General features: G+C 42.6%; 19 protein-coding genes. 7 read left to right on the forward strand and 12 right to left on the reverse strand.

Going from position 1 to position 17185, the window contains the following annotated elements; genetic code table 11:
• Position 1 precedes the first annotated feature (1 nt).
• The 4 genes from KOLE_RS10775 to KOLE_RS10790 are packed head-to-tail and all read left to right on the forward strand — an operon-like array spanning position 2 to position 2809.
• Positions 2-616, forward strand: a complete 615-nt coding sequence (locus KOLE_RS10775) for a class I SAM-dependent methyltransferase (protein ID WP_015869450.1) — start codon at positions 2-4, stop codon at positions 614-616.
• Positions 597-1307: an energy-coupling factor ABC transporter ATP-binding protein gene (locus KOLE_RS10780; RefSeq protein WP_015869451.1), complete on the forward strand. Its 711-nt coding sequence runs from the start codon at positions 597-599 to the stop codon at positions 1305-1307. Before KOLE_RS10775 ends, KOLE_RS10780 begins: the two co-directional genes overlap by 20 nt.
• Before the next feature lie 2 nt (positions 1308-1309).
• Positions 1310-2131, forward strand: coding sequence for an energy-coupling factor ABC transporter ATP-binding protein (locus KOLE_RS10785; protein WP_049753284.1), 822 nt, complete (start codon positions 1310-1312; stop codon positions 2129-2131).
• A 3-nt stretch (positions 2132-2134) separates the two neighbouring features.
• The gene (locus tag KOLE_RS10790; protein ID WP_015869453.1) at positions 2135-2809 is read left to right on the forward strand and encodes a DUF554 domain-containing protein; all 675 of its coding nucleotides are present in this window, start codon (positions 2135-2137) and stop codon (positions 2807-2809) included.
• Here the strand turns inward: KOLE_RS10790 and KOLE_RS10795 are convergent.
• The 5 genes from KOLE_RS10795 to KOLE_RS10815 all read right to left on the reverse strand — a co-directional run bounded on the left by KOLE_RS10795 (position 2802) and on the right by KOLE_RS10815 (position 6858).
• Positions 2802-3653, reverse strand: a complete 852-nt coding sequence (locus KOLE_RS10795) for a thiamine pyrophosphate-dependent enzyme (RefSeq protein ID WP_015869454.1) — start codon at positions 3651-3653, stop codon at positions 2802-2804. The two genes, KOLE_RS10790 and KOLE_RS10795, sit on opposite strands and share 8 nt — an antisense overlap.
• A complete protein-coding gene (locus KOLE_RS10800; protein WP_015869455.1) occupies positions 3650-5305 on the reverse strand; it encodes a 2-oxoacid:acceptor oxidoreductase subunit alpha in 1656 nt (551 codons plus the stop codon). Before KOLE_RS10800 ends, KOLE_RS10795 begins: the two co-directional genes overlap by 4 nt.
• Positions 5306-5366: 61 nt before the next feature.
• The gene (gene rd, locus KOLE_RS10805; protein ID WP_015869456.1) at positions 5367-5528 is read right to left on the reverse strand and encodes a rubredoxin; all 162 of its coding nucleotides are present in this window, start codon (positions 5526-5528) and stop codon (positions 5367-5369) included.
• Between the two features lie 14 nt (positions 5529-5542).
• Positions 5543-5899 (reverse strand): class II SORL domain-containing protein, encoded by a 357-nt coding sequence (locus KOLE_RS10810; RefSeq protein ID WP_015869457.1) that lies wholly within the window; start codon positions 5897-5899, stop codon positions 5543-5545.
• Positions 5900-6018: 119 nt separating this feature from the next.
• Complete coding sequence (locus tag KOLE_RS10815) at positions 6019-6858, reverse strand: PHP domain-containing protein (RefSeq protein ID WP_015869458.1); 840 nt, start codon at positions 6856-6858, stop codon at positions 6019-6021.
• A 211-nt stretch (positions 6859-7069) separates the two neighbouring features.
• Here KOLE_RS10815 and KOLE_RS10820 point away from each other — a divergent pair, with 211 nt between their 5' ends.
• From KOLE_RS10820 to lnt, 3 genes are read left to right on the forward strand one after another with little or no spacing between them, the layout of a single operon-like run.
• On the forward strand, positions 7070-8029 hold the full coding sequence (locus KOLE_RS10820; protein ID WP_015869459.1) for an adenine nucleotide alpha-hydrolase family protein: 960 nt from the start codon (positions 7070-7072) through the stop codon (positions 8027-8029).
• A gap of 2 nt (positions 8030-8031) precedes the next feature.
• On the forward strand, positions 8032-8874 hold the full coding sequence (locus tag KOLE_RS10825) for a Cof-type HAD-IIB family hydrolase (RefSeq protein ID WP_015869460.1): 843 nt from the start codon (positions 8032-8034) through the stop codon (positions 8872-8874).
• On the forward strand, positions 8871-10367 hold the full coding sequence (gene lnt / locus KOLE_RS10830; RefSeq protein ID WP_015869461.1) for an apolipoprotein N-acyltransferase: 1497 nt from the start codon (positions 8871-8873) through the stop codon (positions 10365-10367). The genes KOLE_RS10825 and lnt overlap by 4 nt, the downstream gene beginning before the upstream one ends.
• Before the next feature lie 5 nt (positions 10368-10372).
• Here the strand turns inward: lnt and KOLE_RS10835 are convergent, their stop codons facing one another.
• From KOLE_RS10835 to KOLE_RS10865, 7 genes are all read right to left on the reverse strand, one after another.
• On the reverse strand, positions 10373-11155 hold the full coding sequence (locus tag KOLE_RS10835; protein WP_015869462.1) for an inositol monophosphatase family protein: 783 nt from the start codon (positions 11153-11155) through the stop codon (positions 10373-10375).
• The gene (pheT, locus tag KOLE_RS10840; protein WP_015869463.1) at positions 11148-13508 is read right to left on the reverse strand and encodes a phenylalanine--tRNA ligase subunit beta; all 2361 of its coding nucleotides are present in this window, start codon (positions 13506-13508) and stop codon (positions 11148-11150) included. Before pheT ends, KOLE_RS10835 begins: the two co-directional genes overlap by 8 nt.
• Positions 13505-14542 carry a phenylalanine--tRNA ligase subunit alpha gene (pheS, locus tag KOLE_RS10845; protein WP_015869464.1) on the reverse strand — a complete coding sequence of 346 codons (1038 nt, stop codon included), beginning with the start codon at positions 14540-14542 and terminating at the stop codon, positions 13505-13507. Before pheS ends, pheT begins: the two co-directional genes overlap by 4 nt.
• Positions 14543-14574: 32 nt before the next feature.
• Positions 14575-15009 (reverse strand): Fur family transcriptional regulator, encoded by a 435-nt coding sequence (locus tag KOLE_RS10850; RefSeq protein WP_015869465.1) that lies wholly within the window; start codon positions 15007-15009, stop codon positions 14575-14577.
• Positions 15010-15107: 98 nt separating this feature from the next.
• The gene (locus KOLE_RS10855) at positions 15108-15995 is read right to left on the reverse strand and encodes a hypothetical protein (RefSeq protein WP_015869466.1); all 888 of its coding nucleotides are present in this window, start codon (positions 15993-15995) and stop codon (positions 15108-15110) included.
• Between the two features lie 15 nt (positions 15996-16010).
• The gene (locus KOLE_RS10860; protein ID WP_015869467.1) at positions 16011-16544 is read right to left on the reverse strand and encodes a hypothetical protein; all 534 of its coding nucleotides are present in this window, start codon (positions 16542-16544) and stop codon (positions 16011-16013) included.
• Positions 16537-17097 (reverse strand): RNA polymerase sigma factor, encoded by a 561-nt coding sequence (locus tag KOLE_RS10865; protein WP_015869468.1) that lies wholly within the window; start codon positions 17095-17097, stop codon positions 16537-16539. The genes KOLE_RS10860 and KOLE_RS10865 overlap by 8 nt, the downstream gene beginning before the upstream one ends.
• Positions 17098-17185 lie beyond the last annotated feature (88 nt).

Below are 17185 nucleotides of genomic sequence, written 5' to 3' on the forward strand. Positions count from 1 at the left end.
GATGAGTTTGGATAAGGATTTTGAGCATTATTATACATCGAAACCGACTTCACCTTTTAAGGTGAAGAAGGTTGTTCTTTCTTTGAAAAACGGGAGAATGTATAAATTCAAGACACCATCGGGAGTTTTTTCTTTTGGGCAGATTGACAAGGCGAGCAAGCTGCTTATTGAACATGCCATTATTGGTGAGACTGACAGGCTCCTTGATCTCGGCTGTGGTTACGGTGTTATTGGGATCACCCTGAAAAAAGAAAATCCTGATATCTCCCTTTGCATGAGCGATGTAAATGAAAGGGCTTTGGAGTTCGCAAAGATCAACGCTAAGAATAACAATATCGTTGCGGATATAAGGCTTGGAAATCTCTATGAACCGTGGAAAGACGAGATTTTTGACAACATTGTCTGTAATCCCCCTATCGCTGCGGGAAAGAAGGTCTGGGAAAAGATTATAGTTGAAGCACCGGATCATCTTTCAGCAAAGGGAAAACTCCAGTTGGTAGCTTATCATAACAAAGGCGGAGAAAGGCTCAAAAAAATCATGAAGTCCGTCTTTGGTAATGTGAGGGAAACGGTGAAATCAGGAGGAATAAGGGTTTATGTGTCCATCAAGCTCTGAGATTTTGCTAGAACTGGAAGATATTTCTTATGAAATAAATGGAAAAAAGGTACTCAATGGAATAGATTTGAGAATTTTTAAAGGGGAGTTCTTTGGGATTTTGGGATCAAACGGTTCGGGCAAGACGACTTTGCTCAGGGTTGTTCTCGACCTTATAAAATCTACAAAAGGTGAAGTTCGAAAAGCTAATACAGTTGATATTATCGGTTACATCTTTCAGAATCCTGATAATCAAATTGTTGGATCCAGTGTCGAGGAAGACATAATCTTTGGACTTGAGAATCTCGGGCTTACTGTTGAAGAGATTAAAACCCGTGTAGATGAGACACTCAAAACTATGGGATTGGAAGATTTAAGAGATGTTGATACCATCAGTCTTTCAGGAGGACAAAAACAGCTATTGTGCATCGCTTCCATCGTCGCTATGCGACCTGAAGTTATCCTGATGGATGAACCTTACAGTATGCTCGGCAGGGGAGAGCGGAGAAAGGTTAAGCCAGTTGTTGAAGGTCTGATAAATAAGGGAACTGCGATTGTTATGGCTTCGACCAGGCTGGAGGAACTCTGTAATTGTCATCGTGTTGCGCTTTTGGAATCAGGCCGTTTGGTTTTTCTTGGCCCTCCTGAAGAGCTCAGGAAAAAAACAGAACTTCTTGAAAGAACTGGAATCTACATTCCACTGGTGTGTTAGTTATGTTGAGATTTGAAGTGGTAACGCACATATACAATTTTGGAAGCCCTTACGAACGAAAAGCTCTCGAGGTTTTATCTTTTGAAATACCCAAAGGTGGTTTTTTGCTGGTTCTAGGGGGAAATGGATCCGGAAAGACCACCCTTCTCATGCTCGCTTCCGGACTTATGAAGCCAACTTTTGGGGAGATTTATGCTTTCAATGAAAAGTTAGAGAATGGGGGAAGCAAGAATCTCAGGAAAAGGATAGGGATACTGTTTCAGTTTCCTGAAAACCAGTTTTTTGCCGAAACCGTTGAAGAGGAAGTTAAATACGCGGGAAAGAACTTTGAAATACCTTCTCTAGAGAAACGCTTCGATGAAGTTATGCAAATGGTTGGGTTGCCTGCTGAAAAAATTGCCAACCTTTCCCCTTTCAAACTTTCCGGTGGGGAGATGCGAAGAGTTGCCTTTGCCAGCGTGTTGATATATTCACCGGAACTGCTGATTCTGGATGAGCCAACCGCATCGCTGGATTATATGGGAATAATTCAAATTAGAAAAATCCTTTCTAAGATTCATGAAAACAACGGAACGGTGGTTGTTTCAACACATTGGCCTGAATATTTTCTTGATATGGCTTCCCATGTTTTAGTCTTGAAAGAGGGGAGGAAAGTGTTTTTCGGAGGCGTGCGCGAATTTCTTTTGCATTCTGAGAAAAAACTGTTAGAATATGGATTAACACTCGACGGCGAGTTGGGGTTATTGAAGCATTTTTTTGAAAAGCATGGAAGATTGCCTGAAAAAAGGTCTGAGTTGACTAAATTCAATGGAGGGGAAAGGTGATACATGTTCAACATCTCTGTTTTAGTCAATACCGCAGCTATCATAATTGGTTCAATCCTCGGAATCTTCTCGGGTAAAAATCTCAGCGACAGATACAAAGATGTTCTTTTCAAGATTATAGGTTTGCTTACCCTTGGACTGGGGGTAAAGATGTTCCTTGATTACCATAATGCAATGGTTGTTCTTGGAAGCATGGTTATCGGCGGTTTGATTGGTGAAAAGTTTGATATAGAAACAAAGATAGGGCGTTTAACAGGGAATAAAAACAACCAACTTTACGTGAAAGGATTCATAACCGCAACGGTGCTTTTTCTTGCGGGCCCTATGACCGTTATAGGTTCGATACAGGCGGGGGTACAGGGAAACAATGAGATTATATTTATAAAATCCCTTATGGACGGTATATCTTCAGTGATGCTAGCGGCCTCTTTCGGTACGGGAGTTCTTCTCTCTGCGGTTTCTGTGTTTGTCGTACAGGGGACCCTGGTTTCCCTTGCAGGGTTTCTCGAATTTTTGCAACAACCCGCTTACATGGGGGATTTCTCCGGAGTCGGCGGCCTCATGCTCCTTGGCCTGGGGATTCGATTGCTGGAGATAAAAGAAATCAAGGTTGGAAACTTCTTACTGGCTCTGATCATATCCCCTCTTTTGACTTATCTCACACAGTTGTTCATTTGAAGCTTTCAAGCTCTTCAAGCACTTCTTCACTTTCCCTGATCTCAATGAGTTTCGTTCCGGATCTCAAAACCGGATGTAATTCGTGAAATGTGAGCTTTTTGTTGAGATAGATGATCCCCGTGGGGATTTTACCACCAAATTCAAGTGCCTTTTCAAAGGCTTTTAATCTATCGGTCGGGTCGTATGAAGGGTCTTTTTCGTTGACGTCATAAAGTCTTGATTTGTACCACGCAAAGGTATTCACTTTATTGAAGGAAACACAGGGATGCATAACGTCCACGATAGAGAATCCTTTATGTTCAATAGCCGCGGAAAGGGTCTTTTTGAAGTGGTCTTTATCACCAGACCATGTTCGTGCGACAAAGCTGGCGTTAAGGGCTATTCCCATAGCTATGGGATTTAAGGGTTCGTTTATTACTCCCCAGGGTTGAGCACTGGTGATCTGGTTTAATTCGGTGGTGGGCGATCCCTGCCCCTTTGTGAGACCGTAGATTCTATTGTCGTGAACGATAACCGTTATATCCACGTTCCTCCTGATTCCATGAATCATATGATTTCCACCCTCACCATACATGCACCCGTCACCGGATTCAGCGATGACCACAAGATCCGGGTTGGCAACCTTTGCAGCGAAGGCAACGGGAATACTCCTTCCATGAAGACCGTTGAAGAAGTTGACGTTCAGGTAATGGGGCATCTTTGCAGCCTGGCCGATTCCCGTTACCATAAGAACCTGATCTGGTTCGAGCCCCATATCCTCAAAGGTTTCAGCAAGGAATTGCCTTATCGGAAAATTACCACATCCCGGGCACCAGGCTGGAGAGCTGTCTTTCAGGAATTTCATATTTTGCCCACCTCCTCGAGTTTTTTGTCAAGCCAGTTTGCGGTAATTGGTCTGCCATCGTAGCGACCAATGTGTTCCACTTTACGGTAGAGCTTTGAGGCGAGCAATTCAGCGAATTGGCCGGTATAATTTCCTTCAACGGTTATAAGACGCTTGTTTTTGAGCTGGTCAAAAATATTTAAATTCAACGGGTAAAGTTCATTGTAATGGACATAACCCAGATTGCGTTTCCTTGCGAATTCATCGATGGCTCCCCAGGAGTCTCCCCATCCTACAAGAATCGTATCCGCCTCCAGGTTATACGTAAGGGGTGAAGCGATTTCCTTTTGCAGACTTTCAAGTTTTTTATTTCTTTTCTCTACCATTCCGGCGCGTATCTCCAGGTCTTCTGTGATGAATCCGTATTCATCGTGCTCATCGCTGTCAGCTCTAACTATGGCGTCACCACCCGGAATAGCTCTGGGAGAAACCCCATTTTTTGTTAGTTGATAGCGCTTGTATTCAAGACCCTCATCACTTTTAATGAGAAATCTCTTTGAATACTCAGACCTGTGGACAGGAGGTTCGATGGTAGCCTGAGAATCGACCAGCTGCTGGGAGAGAAGCACAAAGGCAGGTATTTGATATTTATCAGCAAGGTAGAAAGCTTTTTCAGTTAATTCAAAGGCTTCTTTGGAAGTTCGAGGAGCGCAAATATATCTTGGAAACTCACCGTGACCAGATTTAAGCACAAAATACAGGTCTTCCTGAGCCGTTCTTGTCGGCAAGCCGGTAGCAGGTGCCGGTCGTTGAGCATCAACAATTACCACCGGTGTTTCTGTCATTCCAGCGAGGCTTACTCCCTCCTGCATCAGAGCAAACCCACCACCGGAAGTGGTTACCATGGAACGTACACCCGCAAATGAAGCACCTATAGCCATGTTTATTGCTGCTATCTCATCTTCGGCTTGTTCCACTACGATAGAATATTTTTCCGCACGTTTTGCAAGAAAGAGCATGACACCTGTTCCGGGTGTCATTGGGTAAGCCGAGATGAATCTACAACCGGCAGCAATGGCTCCCAGACCGGTTCCTTCCGTCCCGTTGAGCAACAGCCTTTCATTTTCTCGATTCTTTGGAATTTTTTTAAAAGATAGATCGAGTGATATCTCGTAGCCATTTTTAAGAGCTTTGATGTTTGATTCCAAAAGCTGTTCGCTGCTGGTGAAATAATCCGTTATAAGTTGAATGGGGATTTCAACCGGAACGTCCAAAGCTTTAAGGATTGCCCCAACTATCACAGTATTCAAAGTTCTTGGATTTCCCGCTCCCTTCGCTCTCTCTTTGAATTTTATCCGAATAGGTTCGAACTTGTGCCCAACATCCTCTTTATCAGCCACAACGACTGTGTTCGAATGGATGTAACGCTCTAAGGTGTTTGTAGTGACTGAACTTAATGAAGCAACAAGATCAACTTCCTCACGCATAGCATAAACAGGGTATTCTGAAACACGGATTCTGTAAATGTATTCACCACCACGTATTCTTGAATGGTAACTTTTATCTGTAAATACATTATATCCGGCTCTAAAAAGAGCTTTAGCAGCTAAGTTGCCCGCGGTTTGAATACCTTGTCCCGCTTCGCCAGAAATGGCTATCACAAGCTCTTTCATGAGGGTTCACCTCCAAATAACCAACAAAAAAGGCGGGGAACAATCCCCGCCTTTTTTAAATTCAATCGACTGGTTCAAAATCATCTTTACCTGCGCCACAAAGTGGACACACCCAATCCTCGGGAATTTCTTCAAAAGGAGTTCCGGGTTCAACTCCGTTGTCGGGATCACCGGTTTCAGGATCGTAAATATACCCGCATATGAGACATCTGTACTTCTTCACGATGCTCTCTCCTTTCACTTAACCTCAATTTTTTTAGAACTTTCCCATAAACCATGAAGATTACAATAACTAGTTGCTATCAGCGTGCCGGATTTCTCCAGTTTGATTGTAAGCGTAGCTTTTGGTTCGGAAAGCACGGGAGTTAGTTCAATGTGGCCAAGGTGTACAAGGAATTGGCTGTCATCGTACTTAACATAAAGGTCCATCCATTTAATATGGTGTTCAACTGTGTTAGGGTGAGGAATTTCCTTTCCCACAGAGAGTTCAACGGTAAAAGCTTTTGCAGTTTCAACCTGTTCCGGTGCCTCAATGAGTGGTGCATGTTTTTCATTCTTCCAATCGGCTGTCTTCACAAATTCACCAATCTTCATTTTTTTACCCTCCTTAATAAACGGTCTGCTATTACATCAGACCATTTTTTCGAGCTACATTACAATCTTACACCACTCTATTATTCTGAAGAAAGCCAAGCAGAGACACTTATTGTATTTTAAAGTACCCTGCAAAGGAAATCTGAGACAAATCTATATGGTACGTACATTCCCAATTCAAACGGAACGTCCGTTTCTCCATTGAGTTTGAGCTCGTTATACCCATGATAATCGCTTCCGGCAGTGACAACAAGTTCATATTTTTTCGCGATGTTCAAATAAAACTCGATCTTTTCATCGGTGTGATAAGGATAAAAAACCTCGATACCAGCAAGGCCATGTCCTTTCAGTTCTTTGATTAGCCCCTCAAACTCTTCGTCCGGTAACCCTGTTTGATACGGATGAGCTATCACGGGGATCCCATCAGCTTCAAGAATCATTTCTATAGATTCTTTTGGAGAAAGCCGCTTTTTGTCCACGTAAAAAAGAGCACCCTTTTTGAGATATTTTTCGAAAGCTTCGTCGTAGGAATCAACATAGCCTTTCTTGATCATAAGGGAAGCGAAGTGAGGACGGCCGATTAAATCATCATTCCCGACTTCTTTTAGTTCTTCAAGGGTTATATCGAAGCCGTGGGATTTCATTTTTTCTATCATTATAAGGTTTCTTTTAAGCCTGTAATCCTGAAGCTCGGTTAATGTCTGATCTATCCTTTCGTTGTTTGGGTCCACACCATAACCGAGTATGTGGAGTACTCCGTTAAATTCGGCACTTATCTCAACACCTTTTATCACAATGACATCTTTGAAAACATTCGGAAGCTCTTTAACCCCATTTATTGTATCGTGATCTGTAATGGCAAGAACTTCAATCCCCTTATCGGCCGCTTCTTCCAATAATTCTTCCGGGGTACATGTTCCGTCTGACGCTGTGCTATGTACATGCAGGTCTATTAACATATATATATCTCACCTCTTTCTGCGTGTATTTAATTAATGATACAACAGATTTGACTTGCTTGAAATAACCGGATAAATCTACTTCGTTTCAAAAGGAAGACAAAATGAAGATTTAGCGTAAATACAGCTATGCTATACTATATATGCGGAAAAAATAACCCTGTAAAGAGCTTGCCTTCAGGGCTGCTCGCACGGTGGATGGGAGATTATAATGCGCAATCCAGGGGAACTGATTGATAAATCTATAGCTGAAATAAGGACTTTTGCGAACAAACTTGTTGTTGCTTTTTCTGGTGGCGAGGATAGTACGCTTGTAGCTCTTCTGGCACGTGAGGCTCTTGGAAAAGACAACGTGAAACTGATCAACGTTTGTTTCGGGCCGTACAGTTACAGCGCCGGACTTGAAATCGTTGCATCGTTAGCAGCTAAGCTGGGTCTCAGACTTGAGTTTACTCCTGGATACGAGGAACAGGAAAAGATATGGAGGCATGGGCCTTCATGTAATCGTTGTACGCGTTTCGCAAAATTCAATTCCGTACGGAAGGCAACGACAGCGTTGATTGCCACCGGTGCTAATCAATCTGACACGTGGGGACAGACTGGTATCGCTTTGAGCAAAGGGCTTTATTCACCGATAAGAGACTGGACAAAGGAAGAGATAAAAAAAGCTCTCAATTTTTTCGGTGTAGAGGTTCCAAGGATAGGTGAGGCCCCCGTTCGCGAAGGCTGTAAGCTCAAGCATCTGCTGAAGATGATGACCAATCCGGGATACCACGGCTACGCGGTTGCAGTGGCGAATGAGATACTGCTCGATAATTTAGGTGGTAGAAAACATGAACTCGCTAATGTGAAGATAATCGGGCCTCTTTCAAAAAATATTGCGCTGGTGAATGTTAGGCCTTTGCCACCTGAAAATGTCATTCAAAGGATCACAGAGAGGTTGACATCTGTAAATGCAATAGATGAGGTTCATTGGGTACAGAGACCAATAACACTTATAGTGACTGCCAATCCCGGAATATTTGGGGCAGAAAACTCTCGAAGGTGGATCTTAGAAGGTAGGTTACAGCCGGAAATAGCTGAAAAAATAGAAATTAAATGGATTAAATCTAAGAACAGAAGGCTGGCAACATTCCAGGTTGTCGGTTTTGAAGAGACGGAGGTGCACTAGATTTGATAAAGCTAATAGCTATTGACCTCGACGGGACATTATTGAATAACAAAAAAGAGATTTCCCTTGAGAATACAGCTGCTCTAACGGAAGCAATGGAGAAAGGACTACATGTATCTATCTTTACGGGAAGAAGCTACATCTCGGGAAGCGAATATGCGAAAAAGCTTGGTCTGCGTGTTCCGGTGGTCTATCAAAACGGTGCTTTGATAATAAACTCAGATGATGGAAACAAAGGCGTGATAAGGAAGGTCATACTTTCCGCAAAACGTGCCCGGGAAATAGTCGAAGCTGCTAAGAAATATGGGTTGACATACATTGTATTTACGAATTTTTTCGACCTGCCGGATATGTTCATGGAAAGGATACCTGAAAATTCTCCCTTTAAGGGATACTTTCGCGCCAATCTTTACAGAATCACTATTGTGAATGATCCCGCTGATTTCATCCGTGATGAAGGAATCGCAGAGGTGGCCGTTGAAGGTCCCGAAAATCGTATCCTCTCTATGGTTGAGGAGCTTGGTCAACCCATGAATGATCTTTCTATTGTAAAAAATAACAGGATTAATGAACACACTTTCTACGAGTTCTTCGGCCCGAATGTTGGGAAAAATCAGGCTTTAGATTATGTGATGCATCATTTAGCATTGACCCCGGATGAGATCGCCTATATCGGGGATAACTACAACGATGTTGAAATAATGAAGGTAGTGGGTCTTCCCATTGCCATGGCTAATGCACCGAAAGAGGTCAAAGATTTTGCGAGATATGTTACCACAAGAACGAACAATGAACATGGTGTTGCGGAAGCTGTTAGAAAGATAATAAGGGAGGAGATAAGGTGATAAATGTACTACTATCTGCAGTTTTAACTGCTCTATCTATGCCGGGAATGCTGTGGGGTGGTTTGATCTGGATAGCTTTAGTGCCTCTGTTTTTAGAACTCAATAGATCAAATCTTGTTTCAGGAACCTTGAAATCCTTTCTCTTTGGATATATCTATTTGCTTCTTGCTCATTACTGGGTTTTTCCGGTTTTATCTGTGAATGTTCCCGAAGTCCTGAATAGCTTTCCTCCTTTTGTAGGCGGTATGACCTTCTTTCTTATGGGATTGATAATGGCGGTTTCCTTTCTTGGCTTTGGATTTATTTACTCATTGTACAGTAAAAAGTTTCAGGATTCGCTTTTGCTGAAATCAGTTTTTGTGGCAACACTCTACACGATCTTCGAGTACTTGAGAGGACTTGGACCTCTCGGTTTCACAGGTGGGAGACTCTCGGATGCCCTGGTCGATCAAAAAGGCTTATTACAGCTTTCTTCTCTTGGCGGACCGCTTCTACTTATTTTCATTGTGGCTTTTGTAAATGCATTGATAGCAGCCAGAGTAGGCGAACGACGCAGGGGAAGGCCCATGTTTGTGGTTACATTGCTCCTCGCAATTTTTGTTATCAACGGAGCTGTTGAAAGGTTTATACCTGTGGTAGATTTTGATCCCGAATATTCAAAGGAGATAGTCGCTATCCAGACGAATTTTCCTCAATCCATAAAATACAACGGTTCTATTCAAGAAACGCTCAAGGTAGTTGAAGAGGCTCTTGAAGAGGTTCCCGATGGTTCTATTGTGGTGCTACCTGAGGCAACGTTTATGAATGATATCAGGCATAATTATGTTGGCAAAGAATTAATAGATATATGTGAAAGGAAGCAGATTGAACTCTTCATAGGGTTCCCGACTTTTAATGAAGGCACCCACAACCAGATACGCGTTGTTTCGGGTGATGGATTTTCTTCCGAATCTTACGCAAAAATCAAATTGACTCCATTTGCAGAGTTTCTACCCTGGCCAAGGCTTTTCGGCGTTTTTGGTTTTTTGCGTTTTCTTGATTTCTTTACCCCGGGTAATGAATACACTGTTTTCACTCTGAATGACCAGCGTATAGGGACACAGATATGTTTCGATTCATATTACTCATCGATTTCACGTGGTCTTACCAAAAATGGGAGTTTCATTCTGATTACCTCTACAAACGACGGCTGGTTTTCCTTTGATTCTGGCCTGAATTATCATCTATCGAAAAGCGTTATCCGAGCTGTGGAAAACAGAAGATTCGTGCTTCAGGTATCGAATACAGGAATAACGGCTTTAATAGATCCTTATGGGAGAATCATAAAAAGCTTGCCAACTGCCAAAGAAAAGAATGTGGATTTTCTGGTATCCACCTTTGAATATTTACCTCTTGCAGGCCAGAGTTTCTATACCAGGCACGGAGATTGGTTGTTCTATATCTTGCTTATAGTCGCACTGATAATGATTGTCTTCGGTGGTATATTGTTCTGAGATTTTTATAGTATTTTGTCCGTAAACTCCATGATTAGCTTTTTGTTTCCGTTATAAGCAAGAATGTCTGGCGCGAAGATATCAAATGTCTCTCCAGTGCAACTTTGTATATCTCCGCCTGCTTCTTTTACAAGCAGTATACCAGCGGCAACATCCCAGGGGTTTAACGCTTCCTCCCAGAATACATCTGCTCTGCCACTTGCAACGTAGCAAAGATCCAGGGCGGCGCTGCCAGTTATCCTCAGGGCTCTGCTGTGTTTTACCGCTTTTGATATTCTTTCAACAACTCTGGTATATGCGGTGTCTGAGGAATACTGAAGACCTGTATGAATGGAAGCTTCTTTCAATTCCGAAGTGCTGCTTACCTTCAATTTTTTTCCGTTAAGGTAAGAGCCTTTTCCGTTGACGGCCCAGAAGGTTTCCCGGGTATTCGGATCATATACAACCCCAAGAATGACGCTGTCTTTCTTCATAAGCGCCACCGAGGTACAAAAGTGAGGTGTCCCCCGGGAGAAATTCGTGGTTCCATCTATGGGATCAACAACCCACATCATCTCTTTGTTTGTAATACCGACAGTTTCCTCTCCAAGATAACCTGCATCAGAAAGGAGCTTACCGAGAAACTCTTTGAGTTCCTCTTCTATTTCTATGTCTATTGTTGTAACAATATCTCTAAAACTGGATTTTCTGTCGACTTTGAAACGGCGGGAAAACAACTTTTCCCGCCATATTTCGTACAACTTCTTTTTAACTTCGTCAACGATTTTCTCCAGAGAACCATTATCCACGTAACTTCACTCCAATTTCTTCCAGGGAGCTAATAATATTGTTTATCGCTGAATTGATCTCATCTTCCTTCAGCGTTTCTGTAAAAGACTCGAAGGTAAGAGAGATTGTAATGCTCCTAAATCCCTTGGGGATTCCTTTTCCACGATATATGTCGGTAACCCTGATATCCGTCAGATATTTGCTGCCGGCTTTCTGAATTGTCTCTTTTATTTTTTCATAGGTGATTTCAGGGCTTATGAGGATCGAAAGATCTCTGAATACCCTCGGGAACGGAGACATATTTACATTAATACACCTTTTCGTTTCTTTTTCCAGTAGGCTTTCAAGGTCGAGTTCAGCGATGAAGACCTCAGCGTTCTTTATTTCGTAGAGCCTATCAGCTAGACTGCTATCGAAGACTCCGAAAAAGCCTATTTTCTTTTCGCCTATATAAATATCCGCAGAAGCGCGTTTTTCCAGCCAGCTCTCTTCTGGTTCTTTGAAGGTAACGGAAACGCCGTAAGATTCAAGGACATCTTCAACAACTCCTTTGAAGGTGTAGAAAGAAACCATGCGTTTGTCTGTGTAATCCTCCTTGTTCTCTTTCCCCATGGCCAAAAATCCGAGAGACAGCGATTCAGGCTTTTTTGGATCCACCGAGAAAATCTTTCCCACTTCAAATATTTTGAGATCTCTATTTTGCCTGCGATAGTTGTATGAAGCCACCTCAAGAAGCCCAAAAAGGAGAGAGGGTCTTAGCGCACTCATCTCGATTGAAAGAGGATTTTTCAGTAAGGTGTATTTGAGATTCTTGTCCAGCGAGGTGATACTATCCGGATTAATAAAACTGTATGTGATAACTTCGTCATATCCCAGGGAAGTCATGATATTTTTTACCCTTTTTATGGTTTTTACCTCTGAAGATTGTGAGCAGCCACCTGGAGTAATTCGCGGAAGCTCGCTTTCAATCTTGTCGTAACCATAGATACGGCCGATTTCTTCCACAAGATCGATCTCCTGATCGATATCGTGCCTGTGAGATGGTGGGGTAACATTCCAGCCATCACCGGATTCTTTGAGCGAAAATCCTAGAGATAGCAATATTTCTTCTACGTCTTTTATAGGAACCACAGTTCCAAGAACCTTATCCACAAACCATTTTCGCAGATGAATGGTTCCTGGTTCTGAAGATTGCCCAACGTCGATTATTCCGCTGGCTATCTCGGCAGAAGCGAGTTGTTGCAACAGGGTGGCAAGCCTTTTGATGACATACAGCGAATCCTTTGCGTCTATCCCTCTTTCGAAGCGGTAAGAGCTATCAGTAGATATACCCAATCTCCTGGCCGTTTTTCTTATTCTGACAGGATCAAAGACTGCTACCTCTAATAGGACATCGGTGGTCTCTTCTGAGATCCCCGAATTCGCTCCTCCCATAATACCGGCCAGCGCAAGCGGTGTTTCTCCATCCGTTATCAGCAGATCCGTGTCAAGAAGCTCGATAACCTTACCATCAAGCAGTGTCATTTTTTCTCCCTGCGAAGCATTCCTAACCACGATTTTTTTGTTCGGGATTTTGGCCAGATCAAAAGCGTGAACCGGGTGGCCAGTTTCTAATAAGACATAGTTGGTGATGTCAACAACGTTGTTTAAGGGTCTCAATCCTGCAGCGATGAGGCGTCTCTTCAACCACAGTGGTGATTCTTTAACCCTGACGTTTTTCATCACAAGTGCTGTGTATCTTTGACATCCCTCATCTTCAATTCTTATTTCTACCGGTTTATCTGTTCCTTTGACTTCGTTAATCTCCGGGATTTTGAGAGGACGTTTGTATATAGCCCGCAACTCTCGCGCAATACCGATCATTGACAGACAATCACCTCTATTGGGTGTCAACTCCACCTCTATTACAGGATAGTTCAGTTTCAGGATATCTTTAACGTCTTTTCCCAGTGGTACCGCTTCGGAGAATCTGAGGATGTGTGTTGATTTTTCCTCGAGCCTTAACTCTTCAAATGAAAGGAACATCCCTTCAGACATCACTCCGCGAAAGTTCCTCTTTCTTATCTCCAGATCCCATAGCCTGCCACCTTCAGGAAGCACAGCCACGTATTCTTCAGGTTTGACGCTGAGATCAGCAGTAACTACCGTTAAAAGTTTGTCCCCTATATTCACCTCGGTGACAACGAGCTTATCTGCATTCGGATGGGGGATAACCTTTTCAATTTTTCCCGTTACCGCTCCTTCAAGATAATCCCAGGGATATTCAACACCTTCAACCGCTGTACCGCTGAGTGAAAGCGCACTGGTTAACTCCTGAACATCTTTATCTGATAGATCTATTATCTCATTCAACCATTCGACGGGTATTCTCATGCATTCACCCCCATGAACTTTTTGAGGAATCTTCGATCATTTCTGAGAAGGTCTCTGATATCCCCGAGGTTGTATTTGAGCATCGCGATCCTTTCGACACCCGTACCGAGTGCGAATCCAGACCAGATCTCGGGATCGTAACCAACATTTCTGAAAACATTGGGATGAACCATTCCTGATCCGAGGATTTCCAGCCAGCCGGTACCACCGCAGCTACGGCAACCGGTACCACCACAAATTCCGCAAGACACGTCAACCTCAAAGCTCGGTTCAGTAAAGGGGAAGAAACTTGGTCCCAATCGGATTTTTCTGTTTTCACCAAACATCCTTTTCACGAAAACCTCAAGAACACCTTTCAAATGCGCCACTGAGACGTGCCTATCGACATACAAAACCTCAAATTGATGGAACATTGGCAGATGAGTACTGTCCGGGGTATCCTTGCGGTAACATTTCCCGGGTGAAAAGATCGCCAGAGGCGGCTTTCGCGACTCCATAACCCTTATTTGAACTGGAGAGGTATGGGTTCTGAGGAGCCAACGTTCATCGAGGTAAAAAGTATCATGCATATCTCTTGCAGGATGCCATTCCGGAGTATTCAATGCTTCGAAGTTGTAGTAAACCTCCTCAATTTCCGGACCAAGCACAACCTCAAATCCCATGCTGCTCCAGATTTCCTGAACCTCTTCCATAACCTGCGTGAGAAGATGTAATGCACCTCTGTCGCGTCTAGCTCCAGGCAAGGAAACATCGTACCTGTCCTCAAGTTCCCTGATTTTTCGCGCTTCCATTTCGAGAACTCTTCGTTTTTCAGAGATTTTCTCTTCAAGGGTCCTTTTGAACTGGTTAACCATCTTCCCGTAGCCCTTTCGCTCCTCTGGAGGGAGTTCCCGAATCTTTTTAAGCATGGAAGTCACGAGCCCTTGTTTTCCTAAATAGCGAGCTTTGATTACCTGAAGCTCGGCTGAGTTCGTAGCTTCAGAAATCTCTTTTAAGGCCTTTTCTAAATCAAATTCTCTGATATCTGACACCATAAGCACCCCCAGAAACGGCAAGTTGTTTATCTTCACGATGTTTGTTGTTGTGCACAGCGTTTACATATACCAAAAAAAGAGATATTGATTTGTTTAACTTCTGAACTATCCTCAGGTACAAAGAAAAGAAGTCCCTTAGAAAGGTTTTGAGAAAGTTCAACATCGAAAATTCTATTGCATCTTTCACATACGAAATGAGCGTGGAGTTCAGTGTTTGGATCGTATCTCCGTGTTCCATCCGGTGTCTGGAGCACCACTATGAATCCCTCTTTTTCTAGCATCTCCAGGACATTGTAAACGGTTGCTATCGAAACATTGGATTGCAGCTTCATGGTTTTTCTATGGATCTCTTCAGCGGTAGGGTGTTCCGTGTTGTTATGTAAAACGCGTAACACGGCAACTCTCTGTGGAGTAATACGATACCCTTTGCCTTTAAGCATACTTATGGCAGACTTAACATCAAACATATTTTGATGCCTCCATTATCATTTTCTTGATTATACAATGAAACAAAGGTTTTTTGTGAATATCGTACATGTCAGAAGACGGTTTGAGGGGCGGCGCATCAATGAGCAGCAATTAGATGCGAAAGAATATTCCTTAGTTCTTCAGAATCCCTGGAACCAATTATAATCAGAGATATTGAAGAGCCAAAAAGTTCATAATAATAGTTTAAGCCATTGGCAGCACATACATCTAATATCATTTTTAAGAGCGGATCAGGGTTGGCATTGAATAAAAGAAAAACTACGATTCTTCCTGAAATCTCTGAGTCAAGATATAGTGTATATAGCAGGTGACCGTCTTTGCCGTAGCTGAAGTCCATGGCATGCCACTGGAAATTCTCGTTCAGATAACTTTCGGATAACTGAATAGGCGGTCTGATGATGTTTACACCATTCAAAGCGTTCGATACCTTATCCGCGTCCTCCTGGGTAATCTTACGGTAATTGTTGTATTTAACCAGCACTATGTATGGTCCGAACCTTTTTACCAATTTTGTAAGCCTGAGCTTGTCATCAAAGGTTATCTCGTAGTTAATACCATCATTGCTAATAATGTATTTATGTCCGTAGGGTAAGTCGAGCACTAACCGTACATCGTAAACTCCGTTCTTGATGATATCTATCAATTTATCCTCCACATCCCTGATGGGTAGCAAAGGTTCGAAGGCATTCTTACCGAGAATAACAAATTCTCCCTGTGAATTTTTTACCCAAGTGTAACCGCCTCTGGATGAATGAACCTCCACAAGTCTATATGGACCTACATTTATAACGGATTCGCTCCTGTAAACGGTTTCAAAAAAACCTTTTTCAGTTACCATTCTCTCTACCTTGTAGGAGGATGAGGATAATTTTTCTACAAGATCCAAAAGTATTTCTTGAGCTTTTTGGGCAAAGCTTATGGACAAAAGCAAACACACGAAAATGACTGTGAGTATTCTCTTCATTCGACTCACTCCTGGTTAGAAGTTTGTATTAACCACGACAACATCGATGTTTTCAGCGGGTACTTTCTTTATGAAATCAACACTTTTCAACATTTTTTCCTGCAAATCGGTATCTGCCTGTGCGGAGGGTTCTGCGGAAATTGCTTTTTCTACACCGCCAGTCGTTGATAGTGCTAAATTCGGAAAGTCTCCAAGACCCTGTCTGGCATTGAGAACATTGATGTTGTATTCAAGAGGTGTTCTCCCTTCAGTGACAACAATAGGAAAATTTTTTCGGTGAATGTCGATGCTATTCTTTGAAAAGAAATCAATACCAATAAAAACGGCAATAAAACAGGCAGCCAGAGATATGTAGAGTCTGTATGGAAGCACTTTTTTCCTTCTGATGGCTTCCAGAGTTTTTCTTTTCAATTTTTCACCTGGATTATAGGCAGTTCTTTCTTTAAAGACCAAAAGTGCTCTAACATATTTCACCACGGCTTCTTTATCTTTTTCATTCAGAGCTTCTTTTGGAATTTCACCGTCAAGGAATCTGTCAAAATTACTCATTGTAACCTCCCTCCTCAAGGAGATGCCTGAGACGTTTCCGGGCATAGTGTAATCGGCTCTTTATTGTTCCGTTTGGCTTCCCGAGAATCTGGGCTATCTCTTCATATGAAAGCCCCTCAATATCTCTAAGCTTTATCAACAACCTATCTTCTTCAGGGAGTTTTGCGATTATATTTGTCAGTTCTTCATAGCTCAGCTCGTTCATTACTTCCCTGAACACATCGTTGGGCGCTGGAGGTTCGAGAAATGGTTTCTCGTCGTTTTCCTGGAAGTCCGTCAAGTACTCCCGGTTTCTCTTCCGTTTTGCAATAATGTCATTACACACGTTGATTGCGACCCTATAAAGCCATGTAGATAGTTTCGCTTCGCCACGGAACTTTTTTATATTTTTAAACACCTTTATAAAAGTCTCCTGAAGGACGTCATCAACATCATCTGTGCCGAGGTAGGAACGAATAACACTCCCCAATCGAGGAGCGTATTTGTCGTACAGTACCTCATAAGCCCACATTTCTTTCTTTTTCAGTCCTTCGATCAATTTTTTCTCGTCCAAGGGAATCCCCCTGTCATGAATTTTGACACCACTTTTGCTGTTACGGTTCATACTAATTATACTATAAAGAATTCTTATCCTCTGATAG

It is taken from the genome of Kosmotoga olearia TBF 19.5.1 (assembly GCF_000023325.1).
Taxonomy (GTDB): domain Bacteria; phylum Thermotogota; class Thermotogae; order Petrotogales; family Kosmotogaceae; genus Kosmotoga; species Kosmotoga olearia.